Annotated in this window: 12 protein-coding genes; 5 read left to right on the top strand and 7 right to left on the bottom strand. The window is 72.3% G+C overall.

Annotation, left to right across the window (positions count from 1 at the left end; translation table 11 throughout):
- Nucleotides 1-113 precede the first annotated feature (113 nt).
- Complete coding sequence (locus ACIPTO_RS35835) at nucleotides 114-1,682, top strand: MFS transporter (protein WP_401199023.1); 1,569 nt, start codon at nucleotides 114-116, stop codon at nucleotides 1,680-1,682.
- A gap of 46 nt (nucleotides 1,683-1,728) precedes the next feature.
- Here the strand turns inward: ACIPTO_RS35835 and ACIPTO_RS35830 are convergent, their stop codons facing one another.
- From ACIPTO_RS35830 to lnt, 4 genes are all read right to left on the bottom strand, one after another.
- Complete coding sequence (locus ACIPTO_RS35830; protein WP_401199021.1) at nucleotides 1,729-3,681, bottom strand: helix-turn-helix domain-containing protein; 1,953 nt, start codon at nucleotides 3,679-3,681, stop codon at nucleotides 1,729-1,731.
- A gap of 76 nt (nucleotides 3,682-3,757) precedes the next feature.
- The gene (locus tag ACIPTO_RS35825) at nucleotides 3,758-4,567 is read right to left on the bottom strand and encodes a 3-hydroxybutyrate dehydrogenase (RefSeq protein ID WP_401199019.1); all 810 of its coding nucleotides are present in this window, start codon (nucleotides 4,565-4,567) and stop codon (nucleotides 3,758-3,760) included.
- 54 nt (nucleotides 4,568-4,621) lie between these two features.
- Nucleotides 4,622-5,101, bottom strand: coding sequence for an NUDIX hydrolase (locus tag ACIPTO_RS35820; RefSeq protein WP_401199017.1), 480 nt, complete (start codon nucleotides 5,099-5,101; stop codon nucleotides 4,622-4,624).
- A 77-nt stretch (nucleotides 5,102-5,178) separates the two neighbouring features.
- Nucleotides 5,179-6,789, bottom strand: a complete 1,611-nt coding sequence (gene lnt, locus ACIPTO_RS35815; RefSeq protein ID WP_401199015.1) for an apolipoprotein N-acyltransferase — start codon at nucleotides 6,787-6,789, stop codon at nucleotides 5,179-5,181.
- Between the two features lie 237 nt (nucleotides 6,790-7,026).
- Here lnt and ACIPTO_RS35810 point away from each other — a divergent pair, with 237 nt between their 5' ends.
- Nucleotides 7,027-8,094: an O-antigen ligase family protein gene (locus ACIPTO_RS35810; RefSeq protein ID WP_401199091.1), complete on the top strand. Its 1,068-nt coding sequence runs from the start codon at nucleotides 7,027-7,029 to the stop codon at nucleotides 8,092-8,094.
- A gap of 16 nt (nucleotides 8,095-8,110) precedes the next feature.
- Here ACIPTO_RS35810 and ACIPTO_RS35805 read toward each other — a convergent pair whose 3' ends face one another.
- Together ACIPTO_RS35805 and ACIPTO_RS35800 are read right to left on the bottom strand one after the other, a co-directional pair.
- Complete coding sequence (locus ACIPTO_RS35805; protein ID WP_401199013.1) at nucleotides 8,111-8,656, bottom strand: hypothetical protein; 546 nt, start codon at nucleotides 8,654-8,656, stop codon at nucleotides 8,111-8,113.
- Between the two features lie 115 nt (nucleotides 8,657-8,771).
- Nucleotides 8,772-9,557 carry a glutamate racemase gene (locus ACIPTO_RS35800; protein WP_401199011.1) on the bottom strand — a complete coding sequence of 262 codons (786 nt, stop codon included), beginning with the start codon at nucleotides 9,555-9,557 and terminating at the stop codon, nucleotides 8,772-8,774.
- A 57-nt stretch (nucleotides 9,558-9,614) separates the two neighbouring features.
- Here ACIPTO_RS35800 and ACIPTO_RS35795 point away from each other — a divergent pair, with 57 nt between their 5' ends.
- Nucleotides 9,615-10,793, top strand: coding sequence for a glycosyltransferase (locus tag ACIPTO_RS35795; RefSeq protein WP_401199009.1), 1,179 nt, complete (start codon nucleotides 9,615-9,617; stop codon nucleotides 10,791-10,793).
- A 4-nt stretch (nucleotides 10,794-10,797) separates the two neighbouring features.
- On the opposite strand, the gene ACIPTO_RS35790 is transcribed toward ACIPTO_RS35795, so the two are convergent.
- Entirely contained in the window at nucleotides 10,798-12,123 is a 1,326-nt protein-coding gene (locus ACIPTO_RS35790; protein WP_401199089.1) for a TerD family protein, read from the bottom strand.
- A 298-nt stretch (nucleotides 12,124-12,421) separates the two neighbouring features.
- Between ACIPTO_RS35790 and ACIPTO_RS35785 the strand changes: the two genes are divergently transcribed.
- Nucleotides 12,422-12,847: a DUF6643 family protein gene (locus tag ACIPTO_RS35785; protein ID WP_366320278.1), complete on the top strand. Its 426-nt coding sequence runs from the start codon at nucleotides 12,422-12,424 to the stop codon at nucleotides 12,845-12,847.
- A gap of 42 nt (nucleotides 12,848-12,889) precedes the next feature.
- Complete coding sequence (locus ACIPTO_RS35780; protein WP_401199007.1) at nucleotides 12,890-13,714, top strand: MOSC domain-containing protein; 825 nt, start codon at nucleotides 12,890-12,892, stop codon at nucleotides 13,712-13,714.
- Nucleotides 13,715-13,723: the final 9 nt, after the last annotated feature.

The following is a 13,723-nucleotide window of genomic DNA, read 5'->3' as shown; positions in this document are numbered from 1 at the left end:
AGGCGAACGGCTTCGCCCGCACTCGCCGCCCCCTCGAAGAAGCTCCCCCTCTTCTGCCGCACCCCTCTCCCTCCCCATACGCACCCCGCGCCCTCCCAGGAGCCCCCGTGTCCATGACGACCGAACCCTCCACCAGAACAGCCACTGGCCCGGGTCTGACCACCGGCACCCTGGTCGCCGGTCTCCTCGCCGTCTGCCTGGCCCAGATAGGGCTGGCCATACCGGCCACCCTCAACGGTGTGTTCCAGTCCGATCTGCACCCGGTCGGCTCCCAACTCACTTGGATCTCCGACGCGTTCCTGCTCCCGGTCGCCGTCCTGGAGCTGACCTTCGGCCTGCTCGGCGACCTCTTCGGCCGCAAACGGCTGCTGGTCGGCGGCGCCTCGCTGCTCGCCGTGGGCGAACTGGTCAGCGCCACCTCCTCCGGCGTCCACCAGCTCTGGACCGGACAGGCCCTGGCAGGCCTCGGCGCCGCCGCCCTGTTCCCGACCTCGCTGGCGATCCTGGCCGCCGGCACCACTTCTCCCGCACAACGCGCCCGGGTCATCGCGCTGTGGGCCGCCTTCCTCTCCACCGGCGGATTCATCGCCCCGCTGCTCGGCGGCGTCACCGCCACCTACGGCTCCTGGCGCTGGTCCTTCGTCGTGGTCACCGTCATCGCCGCGGCCAGCGTCGCCGTCAGCGCCCTGTTCGCCACCAACTCCAGCGCGCCCGAGGGCCGTTCACTCGACCTCGCGGGCCAGCTGACCATCGGCCTCGGCCTGTTCGCCCTGCTCTACGCCATCATCCAGGGCCCGACCGACGGCTGGGCCTCCCCCTCGATCGTCATCGCGTTCGTCCTGGCGGCCGTGTTCCTCGGCGCCTTCGTCGTGGCCGAGAAACGCGCCAAGTCCCCACTCCTGCGCTTGGACCTGTTCCGCAACCGCGCTTTCGCGGTCGCCTCGGTCGTGGCCGTGGTCGGTATGTTCGCCTTCCTCGGCACCGCCTACTCCGTCAGCATCCGGCTCGGACCCGTCCAGGACCAGGCGCCGATGCGCACGGCCCTGGCCTTCGTCCTGCTCAACGGCATCACCCTGGTGATGCTGCCGCTCACGGAACGGCTCCTGCGCACGGTCACACCCGGGCTGCTCCTGGGCACAGGGCTGCTATTGATGGCCGCGGGCGACTACTGGGCGGCCACCCTGCCGATCACCGACACCGCCTTCACCTCCCTGATCGTGCCACTCGGCCTGGTCGGCCTGGGCTTCTCCGTCACCGTCTCGTCGATCACCGCGACTGCCGTCAACACCGTGCCGACCCATCTGGCCGGCATGGCGAGCGCCACCACCAACCTGCTCCGGGACTTCGGCTTCACCCTCGGCCCCGCCGTCATCGGAGCCGTCGCCCTCAGCCGCGCCGCCGACAGCTTCTCCGACTCCCTGCACGACTCCGCCCTGCCGCAGGCGCTGAAGGGCGCGGGCACGGCCGTACTGGAAGAAGGCGGCCCTCTCGGGGTGAACGGTGCCTCGGCGGCCTCCCCGAAACTGGCCGACCTGCATCCCCTCGCCCTGGACGCCCTCGGCCACGGCTACTCGATCGGCTTCGTCGTCTGCGGTACCGCCGCCCTGTGCTCCGCGCTCCTGGCCCTCGCCACCCTCCTCCGCGGCCGAACCCCCTCACCCGGCGCTCCGGCGGAGCAGTGACCCCGCTGCCGTCCCGAAGCCCGGCCGGCCTCCGCACGCACCCGGATCACCGCCGCACCGGAGCCGCCAATCGCCTTAGTCTCAAAGCGAGTTGAAGCTCCAGCACACGGGCCGGTTCCTGCCAGTCCTCACCCAGGAGCCGGCCCACACGCTCCAGTCGCTGGGCGACGGTGTTCACGTGGACGTGCAGGTCGTCCTTGGTCCGGGCCGGGCTCATCCCACAGGCGAAGTAGGCGTCCAGCGTGCGCAGCAGATCCGTACCGCGCCGCTCGTCGTAGCGCACGACCTGCCCGATGGTCCGCTCGACGAAGCCGCCGATGTCCCGGTCCCCGGCCAGGAGCAGCCCGAGGAAGCCCAAGTCCTGGGCGGCGGCACCGTCTCCGGTACGGCCGAGCAGGCGCAGGGTGTCGAGGCAGCGGCGGCCCTCCGCGTAGGCGGTGACCAGGGCGTCGGGCCGGGCCGCGGGTGTCTCGACGGGGGCGGAGGCGCCGACGGTGACCTCTTCGTGGACCGCCGCCGCCAGGTGGGCTGCGGTGCGGCGGGCCAGGTCGGTGGCGGTGTCGCCGGGGGTGAGGGGAAGCAGCAGGACGGTGCCGCCGTCGCGGGCCGCGGCCAGTCCCTGCCGGGTGCCGGCGAGATGTGAGGCGACGGACCACAGGCGTCTGCGGGCGGCGGCCTCCTCGTCGGCGTCGGCCGCCGTGCGGTCGAGCCCGGCGGCGAGGACGACATGGGTGGCGTCCAGGTCGGCGTGCAGCCGGGCCGCGCGCTCCCGCAGCAGGCGTGGGTCACGGTCGCGGGCGTCGAGCAGGTCGTCCAACAGCTCGCCTCTCACCCGCTGTTCGGCCTCGGCGGCGGAGCGCCGGGCGAGCAGCAGGAGGGAAGTGACCGTGGCGGCGCGCTCCAGGGTGCGCTGGTCGACGGGGTCGAGACCGGGTCGGCCCCGCAGCACCAGCGCGCCGAGCAGTTCGCCGCCGGCCGACACCGCGGCGACCCAGTCGTCCCGGTGCCGTACCGCGTGTCCCTCGACGCGGGATGCCTCCAGTGCCTTCGTGGGCGCGGTGTCGGTCTCGGTGAACTCCACGACTCCGTCGAGGACTTGGGAGACCGCGGCAGCGACGTCGGACACCCCGCCGCCGCGCAGGACGAGTGCGGAGAGCCGGTCGTGGATGTCGGAGGCGCGCTCGATGACAGCGCTGCGGTCCCGGATGATCTCGTTGGCGCGCTCCAGGTCGGCGAGGGCGGAACGGGTCTCGGTGAGCAGGCGCGCGGTGTCGATGGCGGCCGCCGCGAGGGCGGCGAAGGAGCCGAGCAGCGCGATCTGTTCCCGCTCGAAGACCCGGGCCCGCCGGTCCGCCGCGAACAGCACCCCGATCACCCGGTGCCCGAGCATCAGCGGCACGCCCAGGATCGCCACCAGCCCCTCGTCCCGTACGCCGGAGTCGATGGTGCCGGTGTGCCGGAAGCGCTCGTCCTTGAAGTAGTCGTCGGTGACGTACGGCCGTGCGGTCTGGGCCACGAGTCCGCCGAGCCCCTCCCCCATGCCCAGCCGCAGCTGCTGGAAGCGGGCCGCGACCGAGCCCTCGGTGACCCGCATGTATGTGTCGCCCCTGTCCGGGTCGTTCAGGCTGAGGTAGGCCACGTCGGTGCCGAGCAGCGAGCGGGCGCGCTGGACGATCGCCCGCAGTACGGCGTCCAGGTCGCGCAGGTTCGCGAGGTCATGGGCCGTCTCGAAGAGCGCGGACAGCTCGGCCTCGCGCCGTCGGCGTCCCTCCAGCTCCGCGCGCACGCGCAGCGCGAGGGTCTTGGCGTGTTCGAGCCCGGCGATCACTCCGGCCGCTCTGCCCTCGGCGCGGGCGAGCGGCACGGGCTGCTCGTAGGCGTCGGCGGAGGCGCCCCGGGCGAGCAGCTCCAGGAACGGCGCCTCGGCACTGCTCGGTCGCGCTGCGGCACCGGTGGCGGTGGCGGAACGCTCGGCGGACTGCACGTGATCGCTGGACATGCTCACAGGATCACCCATCGCCGGGCCGGCCGGTCCGGCCTGTGGATAACTCGGCGCCGGCCCCGCACGGGGTCTCTCAGTGTGCGGTCCAGCCGCCGTCCAGCACCAGCGAGGTGCCGGTGACGAAGGACGCGTGCGGGCCGCACAGATAGGCCACGGCCTCGGCGACCTCCTCCGGTTCGATGAGCCGTTTGACCGCGCTGTCCTGGAGGAGGACCTCGCTCAGCACGCGTTCCTCGGGGATGCCGTGTGCCTGTGCCTGGTCGGCGAGTTGGCGTTCGACCAGTGGGGTGCGCACATAGGCGGGGTTCACACAGTTCGAGGTGACGCCATGGGGTGCGCCTTCGAGGGCGGCGGTCTTGGAGAGTCCCTCCAGACCGTGTTTGGCGGCCACGTACGCGGACTTGAAGGCGGAGGCGCGCAGTCCGTGGACGGAGGACACGTTGACGATGCGGCCCCAGCCCTGCCCGTACATGTGGGGCAGGGCGCCGCGGATGAGGCGGAAGGGCGCCTCCAGCATCACCGTGAGGACCGTGTGGAAGACGTCGGGCGGGAACTCCTCGATGGGGCGGACCAGTTGGAGCCCCGCGTTGTTCACCAGGACGTCCGTGCCGGCGGCGGCGCGCTCGGCGGCGTCCAGGTCGGTGAGGTCGAGTTCGTGCGGCTCGACGGTGCCCGCGAGGTCCCGTGCCCGTTCGGCGAGGACTGCCAGTCCCAGGGCGTCCACGTCGACGGCTCTGACCTTCGCCCCGGCTGCCGCGAGCCGCAGGGTGCAGGCGCTGCCGATGCCTCCGGCGGCGCCGGTGACGAGGGCGGTTCGGCCGCTGAGGTCGAGGAGATCGACGAGGTCGGGGTGGGGCCCCGGGAGGGCGGTGGGCGTGGTCATGGGGCGAGCCTAGACAGCGCCCCTGCCTCACCACATATGGGCAGCCCACATACTTCAGTCAGTACTCGTGGTGTCGAACCATGTGGGTGCGTCAGCCAGGGTCTGCTTGATCCGGGCCATCTGGTGATCGCTCAGCTCGGGCAGCGCGTCCAGCTCGAACCAGCCGACCTCCAGCGACTCGTCGTCGTTCACGGCCGCCGCACCGCCGACCGCCCGGCACTGCATCGTGATGTCCATGAACTGGCAGACGTCGCCGTTGGGATAGCTGAGCGGTCCCCCGGCCTGGACCATGACGACCCGTTCCGCGACGCACTCGACGGCCGTCTCCTCGAACACCTCGCGCACCGCGCAGACGGCGGGCTGCTCGCCCGGCTCGGGAATGCCGGAGGGCAGTGCCCACTCGTGGTTGTCCGCCCGCTTGCCCAGCAGGACACGTCCCGCGTCGTCGAAGACGACGGCGCTGACCCCGGGAAGCCACAGCAGTTGATGCCCGGCCGAGGCCCGGATCGTACGGATGAAATCAGGAGTAGCCATGGTCCGACCCTAACGGGACGTTCCATGGCCACTCCACGAACTGCCGCGCGCACGGCGGGCGTACCGCAGGCGTACGGCTACACGCCGCCCGCGCGCCGCCCGCGCACACCGGCGGCGACCGCCCAGCCGAGGCCGCCGACGGCGATGAGCACCAGGGCCATCTCGGGCAGGATGCCGAGCTTGGTGGCCGGGGTCTCGGAGGAGCGCAGCGGCACCTTCTGGACCAGGGAGTCGGCGACGAACATGCCGGTCTTCTGGGTGATCCTCCCGTCCGGCATGATGATCGCGCTGACGCCGCTGGTCACCGGGACGGTGACGGTCCGGCTGTGCTCGACCGCGCGGACCCGGGACATGGCGAGCTGCTGGTAGGTCATCTCGCTGCGGTCGAAGGTCGCGTTGTTGCTGGGCACGGAGATCAGCTGGGCGCCGTCGGTGACCTCGGAGCGCACGGCCCAGTCGAAGGCGGCCTCGTAGCAGGTGACCAGGCCGACTTTGGCGCCGTTCATGGTGAAGACGCCCGGCTTGGTGCCCCTGCTGAAGTCCTGGCGGACCATGGTGGTCCAGTTCTTGTTGATCGCCCCCAGGAGCGAGCGCATCGGCAGGTACTCCCCGAAGGGCTGGATCTGCCGCTTGTCGTAGGTGTCGGTCGGGCCCTTCACCGGGTCCCAGAGGATCTGTTCGTTGTAGAGCTTGCCGTCGCGTTCGACGACACCGCCGACCGAGATGGGCGCGCCGATCGCCTTGGCCGCCTCGTCGATGTCGGTGTACGCCTGCGCGTCGGCGAAGGGGTCGACGTCGGAGGAGTTCTCCGGCCACAGGACGACGTCCGGCTTCGCGACCTTGCCCGCCTTGACCTTCGCGGCCAGCCGCAGGGTCTCCTTGACGTGGTAGTCGAGCACGGCACGCCGCTGGGCGTTGAACTCCAGCCCCGCGCGCGGGACGTTGCCCTGGATGACCGCGACGGTCGTGGTGCCGTCCTCGGCCTTGTCGCTGACCAGGCCCCGCGCGGCCAGCGCGCCCACCACGGGTACGGCGACGCTCAGCAGGGCCACGGTCGCGGCGGACCGTCGTACGACACGGGTCCGCCTGGTCTCCAGGACCAGGCGCACGATCTCGTAGAGGCCGAAGCCGCACAGGACGACGGCGAAGCCGAGGACCGGGGTGCCGCCCACCGCGGCGAGCGGCAGGAAGACGCCGTCCGCCTGGCCGAAGGCGATCTTGCCCCAGGGGAAGCCGTGGAAGGGGACACGCGCGCGTACCGCCTCACCGGCGATCCACAGCGTCGCCGCCCACAGCGGCCAGGCGGGAAGCTTCGAGACCACGGTGATGCCCGCGCCGACCAGCGCGACGAAGATCGCCTCGACCGCGACCAGGGCGATCCAGGGCCCCGGGCCGACCTCCACGCCGGTCCACACCAGCAGCGGCAGCAGGAATCCGAGGCCGAAGAGGTAGCCCAGGCCGAGTCCTGCCTTCCAGCTGCGGCCCCGCAGCACCCACCCGAAGCAGGCGAACGCGGGCAGCGCCAGCCACCACAGGGTGCGCGGCGGGAAACTGACGTAGAGCAGCACTCCGGAAAGAGCGGCTACGGCGGCCGGGACCAGACGGACGAGGCGGGCGAGGCGCGATCCGGGCGCGGCCTCGGGCTCCAGCTGGTCCGACTCGTCCACGGAAGTTGCGGTGACGGTCACTCCGGGAGTGTACGGCCGTCGACCTTGGAGCCGACAGCGCGGTCCGGACGGCGGCGCAGGGCACTGAACAGGGACGCAACCGCACCGTTCCTGCGCAACTCGTCCACAAATCGGTCATCAGCCGTTACGGTGAGCCGGAGCCCCTGTCGCACGGTCGGTCCAGGCCAGGACGGTCGGGGGCCGGTCACGGGTCGGGGGCGGCCTGGTTCAGGGGGCGGCGGGGTGAGTTCCACGGGGATGGCGTCGGCGACCGGTCCGGACGCCGACAGTGAAAGACGAAACGTTTCGGATGCGGCGGGCATCGTCGTGCTCGGTTCATGTGCCGCGTGGTCGCTGATCAGCGCCGCGCTGCACGACGGCAGGCCCGAGGGGGTGCTGCTCGCGGTCCTCGCGGTGGCCGCCGGTTACGCGTCGGGGCGGATCTCCGGGGCGCTCGTGCCGGTCGCCGCTCCCTGTGCGGGGGCACTGGCCGGACTGGGTCTGGCGCTGGCCGAACCGCATCTCGCACCGGGTCCCCAGTTCGTCGTCCCGCTCGGTCACGCCGGGGCGAGCGCGGCCCTGCTGACCCTGGCAGCGGGTTCGGCGTGCTGCGCGGCCTGGGCCGCCCCGGCACCGGCCCTGCGGCTCGCGCTGGGGCTGCTCGCGGCCGGGATCACCGTCACCGCGGCCGTCATCGGGTCGAGCGAGGGATTCGTCCTGTGCACGGCGGTCCTGCTGTGTTCGGTCGCGGCGGGACGGCTGCGGCGCCGCGGCCCGGGCATCGCGGGCCTGGGCCTGGCCACGGTGCTGGTGACCGGCGTGACCTGGGCCCTGGCCGGAGACGTGCTCCCGGGCGGGCTGACCGCCGCCCTGGAGGGCCAGCTGACCCCGCACCGGATCCAGCTGTGGCAGGACGCCCTGCACATGGCGCACCAGGACTCCTCCACCGGAGTGGGCCCCGGGCGCTTCGGTGAACTGAGCAGTGCGGCGGCCGAGGCGCTGCTGCCGGACGGCAAGCCGCACTCCGCGCCGCTCCAGCTGGCGGCCGAGCAGGGAATCGTCGGCGTGCTCCTGCTGGCGGCGGCCTACGGCTGGATCCTGCACGCGCTGTGGCGCACCACGCGGTCTACCCCGATCGCGCTCACCGCGGCCGCCGCGCTGACGGGGCTCGCGCTCGTCGCCTCGGTCGGCAACGCGCTGAGCTTCACCTCGGTGTCGGTCGGCGCGGGTTTCCTGGCCGGGCTGGCGACCGCCCACCCGATCGCCGAGGACGCCTCACGGAGCGGACCGGACGCACACGCGCGTGGCGACCGTCCGGCCCCGTGACGGGCGGAAGAGGGGGTCAGAGCACCGCGCCGGGCTTGGGCGGCACCAGCCGGGCCGTGATGATCCGTACGGCCGCCTCCGCGTTGTCCACGGTGATCGTGAACGTGTGCCCGTCCCACAGCCGCAGTACGACGCCCTCACCACGGCGTACGACGACGGCGGTGCCCTTCTCGGGCCGCCAGCGGTAGCCCCAGCCGCCCCACTGACGCGGGGTGACGTGCGGGGCGAACTCCGCGCCCGCGACGCTGGCGAGGGGGATGCGGCGGCGCGGCACACCGATGTGGCCGCAGCGCACTTCGAGGGACTCCGTGTCGACCTTGAGGCCCACGTGCACGAAGGCGAGGGTGCCGAACAGCATGAGCAGCCCGGCGGCGATGCACCCGACGACGGACATGGCGAGCGGGGCGATGCCGGACGTCCAGGCGGAGTCCACGGCCAGCTCGATGCCGAGCGCCATGCAGGCGGCACCGGCGAGCGCCAGCAGCCACTGGAAACGGTTCGTGGCGCTTCCGGTCCAGATCTCGGCCTGCGGGAGGATTTCGTCGCGGGGGTGGTCCCTCATGCCTACGAGACTACTCAGGTTTCGCTGCGCGGGTACGCCGTTGCGGAGGGTGACCGTTTTGCGCGGCGGCGCGAAGGATGTGGGCGCCGGTACGGCGTCGGGCGGTCGCCGGTGCTCAGTGGGCGGGGGCCACGGACCGCAGGAGTCGGCCCTCGGCGTAGGTCGAGGCCGCGGCGGGCAGCTCGCCCTCACGGCCGTTCAGGATCACCGTGAGGGTGCCGTCGGCCGCCGCGTCGGGGGCCGGCCGCGCACCGATCCGGCGCAGCGCCTGGGCGGCCACCGCGTCGGCGGAGCCGTGCAGGACGAGCGGCGGTCGGTCGGGGCGCTGCACGGCGGCGCGGATGCGCTCGGCGACCAGTTCGTAATGGGTGCAGCCCAGGACGACGGTCGTTACATCGTCGGGGGTCAGCTCGGCCGCTGCGGCGACGGCAGCCGCGATGGCCGCCTCGTCACCGTGCTCCACGGCTTCGGCCAGTCCCCAGCACGGGACCTCGGTGACCGGGACACCGTCGGCGAAGTCCGCGATGAGCCCGCGCTGGTACGGGCTGCCGGTGGTGGCGGGCGTCGCCCAGATCGCGAAGGAGGTGCCACCGGCGGCGGCCGGCTTGATCGCCGGGACCGTGCCGATGACCGGGATGCCGGGCTCCAGGCGCTCGCGCAGGGCTGTCAGTGCGTGCACGGTCGCCGTGTTGCAGCCGACGATCAGGGCGTCGGGCCGGTGCGCGGCGGCGGCCTCGGCGACGGCCAGCGCGCGCTGCGTGAGATCTTCCGGCGTCCTCGGTCCCCAGGGCATGCCGTCGGGGTCGAGGGAGAGCACCAGGTCCGCGTCGGGGCGCACCCGTCGTACCGCGGCGGTGGCCGCCAGAAGGCCGATTCCGGAGTCCATCAGCGCGATCTTCACCCGGCCACGATAGACGATGGCCTCTGCGGACCCCGTCCCGTGGGGCAGACTGCGCCCGTGAGCGCCTTCGTCTGGATCGCCGCCGGATCACTCGCCGCCTGGCTGTGGCTGCTGTGCTGTCAGGGCTTCTTCTGGCGGACCGACATCAGGCTTCCGGCCCGTGCCGACCCGGACGACTGGCCGTCGGTCTGTGTGGTCGTCCCGGCCCGCGACGAGGCCGCCGTCCTGCCCGACAGCCTGCCCTCGCTCCTCGCCCAGGACTATCCCGGGCGGGCGGAGATCTTCCTTGTGGACGACGGCAGTTCGGACGGCACGGGCGACCTCGCCCGTGAACTGGCGTCCCGGCACGGCGGTCTGCCGCTGACCGTGGACTCCCCCGGCGAACCGCCTCCGGGCTGGACGGGCAAGCTGTGGGCCGTACGGCACGGAGTCGGTCTGGCACGCGCGCGTGGCCCCAAGTACCTGCTGCTGACGGACGCGGACATCGCGCATGCCCCGGACAGCCTGCGGGAGTTGGTGGCGGCGGCGCGCACCGGCGGCTTCGACGCCGTGTCGCTGATGGCGCGGCTGCGCGTGGAGAGCCTGTGGGAGCGGCTCGTGGTGCCGGCGTTCGTCTACTTCTTCGCGCAGCTGTATCCGTTCCGCCGGATCGGCCGGAAGGGTTCCCGTACGGCCGCCGCGGCGGGCGGCTGCGTCCTGCTGCGCGCCGACGCGGCCGAGCGGGCGCGTATCCCGGACGCCATCCGGCACGCGGTGATCGACGACGTGGCGCTCGCCCGGGCCGTCAAGGGAGGCGGCGGCCACATCTGGCTGGGGCTCGCCGAGCGTGTCGACAGCGTGCGTCCGTACCCCCGGCTGCACGACCTGTGGAGCATGGTCTCGCGCAGCGCGTACGCGCAGCTGCGGCACAACCCGCTGCTCCTCCTGGGCACCGTGATCGGGCTGGCTCTCGTGTATCTGGTGCCCCCGGTGGCCCTGTTGGCGGGGCTGGCCGCGGGGAGTGCGGCGACCGCGGCGCTCGGCGGGCTCGCGTGGCTGGTGATGACAGGGACGTACGTTCCGATGCTCCGCTACTACGGGCAGCCGCTCCGGCTCGCTCCCCTGTTGCCGTTCACCGCGTTTCTGTACCTCCTGATGACCGTCGATTCCGCGGTGCAGCACTACAGGGGACGCGGTGCGGCCTGGAAGGGCCGCACCTATGCGCGTCCGGACGCCGTCGTCGGCGAGGAGAGCTGAGCGGTCACTTGCGACCCGGGGTCCAGTTCATGCCCCACCCGTAGACGCGGTCGACGGTCCGCTGCGGGCTCACCCCGCGGTCCGGGACGAGGTAACGGGCCTCTCGCTGGACGACGAGGTCGCCCCCTGTGTTGGTGATCAGGGCGAGCGCGCACACCGTGGAGGGCACGGTGCACTCGTCGAGCGAGAAGTCGATCGCGGCGCCGTGCTGCGGCTGGAGGGTGACCGTGGCGTGCAGGTCGGCGAAGGAACGGGCGCCCTCGTAGATGGTGACGAAGACCAGGATCCGCCGGAAGTCCCTGAGGTGGTCGAGGTTGACGGTGAGGTTCTCGCCGCTCGCCGAGGCGCCGGTGCGGTCGTCGCCGTCGAGGTGGATGTACGGGGGTTGTTGCAGGGAGCCGAACGCGTTGCCGAGGGCCTGGACGACACCCTTGCGGCCGTCGGCGAGTTCGTAGAGGGCGCACAGGTCGAGGTCGAGGTCCGCGTGCATCGCGACCGCCCGTCCGCGCTTGCTGCCCCAGCCCGAGAACTGCTTGCGCACCTCCCAGTTGAGGTTCACGCGCAGGGCGCCCGAGGTGCCGCCCTGCTTGGTCAGGGAGACCGAGGGGGCCGCCTTGGTGAGCGTCACCTTGGAGAGCCGCACAGGGGTCGCCGACGGGGGCGGGCCCACCGGGGGCGCGACCGGGGGCGGAGGCATGGTCACGGGCGGCTGGACAGGCGGCGGCAGGTTCACGGGTGCCCCGGAGGGCGGCGGCAGGTGCACCGGCGGTCCGGACGGCGGTGGCATGGTCGCGGCGGGTGCCGACTGCTGCGGCTCGTCCACGGTGATGCCGAAGTCGGTGGCCAGGCCTCCGAGTCCGCTGTCGTAGCCCTGGCCCACGGCCCGGAACTTCCAGGCGCCCTGACGACGGTAGAACTCGCCGAGCACGAAGGCTGTCTCGACCGTCGCGCCGGTGCTGTCGAAGCGGGCGACCGCGGTGTTCCGCGCCGCGTCCCGGACCTCGATGTACAGGCCGGGGACGCGGCCGAACGTTCCGCCGTCGGCCGAGGCGGCGAGGACGACGCGGTCGACGGCGGGCTCCACGCGCGCGAGGTCGACGAGCAGGGTGTCGGTCACCTGCCCGCCCGTGCCGCCCTTGCCCTCGTGGCGGACCGCGCCGGAGACATGCGCCGGCTGGTTGTAGAAGACGAAGTCGCCGTCGGAGCGGACCTTGCCGTCGACCAGCAGCAGGGCCGAGGCGTCCGCGTCGGGGACGCCGGGTCCCGAGCGCCAGCCCAACTCGACGCGCAGTGCCGTCGTCGGCACCGGAACATTCGACCCTTTCGGCATTGACATGCCTGCCCCCATCACGTGTCACCGTGCCAGGACGCACCCCGGCAGCCCTACGGGTGTCTACCCGCACAACCTATTCCCCGGGGCGCCGAACCGCTCCCGAGAGGTGTGCCGACACCGTTGGTCAACCGCTGGTAACCCGGCGGGAACTAGGCTTTTACCCGATCCGAACACTGGTCGATGCCCTTTTTTGGCAAGTTCGCTCGCATTGGGGATCCCGTGCCGCCACCGACACGGAAAACAACCCTCTAATCGGTCTCCCCAACCAGCACATCGTGGGCTTAACTTATGTGCCATGACCTCCCCCCGCTCCTCTTATGGCGGCGGCTACTACTCCGCCTCCTTCCCGGACACCCCGATCTACGACTCCCTCGTGGCCGAGCGCGGCACCCCGCAGATCGCCCCGATCCGGGTACCCGCCGCGTACGACATGCCGGGGAGCAACCTTCCGGCGCTGCCGTCGGCGCTCCCCGCCCTCCCGGCGGGACCCTCGCAGGCTTCCTACGGCTATCCGCAGGCGCAGCAGCCCGCCCCGCTCCAGCAGGCGCCCGCCGCCTACATCCCGCAGCAGGCCCCGCCGCGCGGTTACCCGCAGCAGCAACAGCCGCGCCCGATGGCGGCCCCGGCCGGCTACGAGGCGATGCGTCCGGCGGCTCCCCGCCCGGCGCAGTACCAGCAGCAGGACCCGTACAACAACCAGCAGCAGTACCGCGGTTACTGATCCTCACCCTGCGTTGTCAGTGCCTGCTGGCACGATGGAGCGATGGGGAATGCGGAGCTGCGGTCGATCCATGTTCATCCGGTCAAGGCGTGCCGGGGCTTCTCGCCCCGGGAGGCTCTCGTGGAGCCTTGGGGACTGGCCGGGGACCGACGCTGGGCGCTGATCGACGACGGGGGAAAGGTCGTCACGCAACGCGAGCACCCGCGTCTCGCACTGGCCGCCGCCGAGCTTCTGCCCGGCGGCGGCATTCGTCTGTCCGCACCCGGCCGTGAGCCGTTGACCGTGCCCGTCCCGGAGCCGGATACCACCGTGCCGATGGAGATCTTCGGCACGAAGGTCGACGCGGTGCCCGCGCGGGACGCCACGCACAGGTGGTGCGCCGACTATCTGGGCTTCGGCGTACGGCTCGTCCACATGGACGACCCCGCCGCGCGCAGACCCGTCGACCCCGCGTACGCGCTGCCCGGTGAGACCGTCAGCTTCGCCGACGGCTACCCGCTGCTGCTGACCTCGCAGGCCTCCCTCGACGCCCTCAACTCCCTTGTCGCGCAAGGCGATCACCCCGCCGAGGGGCCGCTGCCCATGAACCGGTTCCGGCCCAGTGTGGTCGTCGCGGGCACCGAGGCCTGGGCCGAGGACGACTGGTCGGAGGTCACGATCGGCGAGGTCGCCTTCCGGGTCGCGAAGAAGTGCGGGCGCTGTGTCGTGACCACCACCGACCAGTCCACCGCCGAGCGCGGCAGGGAGCCGCTGCGCACCCTCGCCCGGCACCGCCGTATCGGCGGCAAGCTCGTCTTCGGACAGAACCTGGTGCCCCGGTCGACCGGCACGATCCGCGTCGGCGATCCGGTCCGCGTGCGCGCGTAGAAGGCGTTC

It is taken from the genome of Streptomyces sp. NPDC090083 (genome assembly GCF_044747445.1).
Classification (GTDB): Bacteria; Actinomycetota; Actinomycetes; order Streptomycetales; family Streptomycetaceae; genus Streptomyces.
This window is presented reverse-complemented; position numbering and strand designations above follow the sequence as displayed.

What these genes read in the sequence shown, in the direction of transcription:
- ACIPTO_RS35785 (WP_366320278.1), top strand. Translation starts at nt 12,422, where the DNA reads ATGACCTCCCCCCGCTCCTCTTATGGCGGCGGCTACTACTCCGCCTCC.
- ACIPTO_RS35805 (WP_401199013.1), bottom strand. Translation starts at nt 8,656, where the DNA reads ATGAGGGACCACCCCCGCGACGAAATCCTCCCGCAGGCCGAGATCTGG.
- ACIPTO_RS35810 (WP_401199091.1), top strand. Translation starts at nt 7,027, where the DNA reads ATGGCGTCGGCGACCGGTCCGGACGCCGACAGTGAAAGACGAAACGTT.
- ACIPTO_RS35835 (WP_401199023.1), top strand. Translation starts at nt 114, where the DNA reads ATGACGACCGAACCCTCCACCAGAACAGCCACTGGCCCGGGTCTGACC.
- ACIPTO_RS35780 (WP_401199007.1), top strand. Translation starts at nt 12,890, where the DNA reads ATGGGGAATGCGGAGCTGCGGTCGATCCATGTTCATCCGGTCAAGGCG.
- ACIPTO_RS35820 (WP_401199017.1), bottom strand. Translation starts at nt 5,101, where the DNA reads ATGGCTACTCCTGATTTCATCCGTACGATCCGGGCCTCGGCCGGGCAT.
- ACIPTO_RS35825 (WP_401199019.1), bottom strand. Translation starts at nt 4,567, where the DNA reads ATGACCACGCCCACCGCCCTCCCGGGGCCCCACCCCGACCTCGTCGAT.
- ACIPTO_RS35790 (WP_401199089.1), bottom strand. Translation starts at nt 12,123, where the DNA reads ATGCCGAAAGGGTCGAATGTTCCGGTGCCGACGACGGCACTGCGCGTC.
- ACIPTO_RS35830 (WP_401199021.1), bottom strand. Translation starts at nt 3,681, where the DNA reads ATGTCCAGCGATCACGTGCAGTCCGCCGAGCGTTCCGCCACCGCCACC.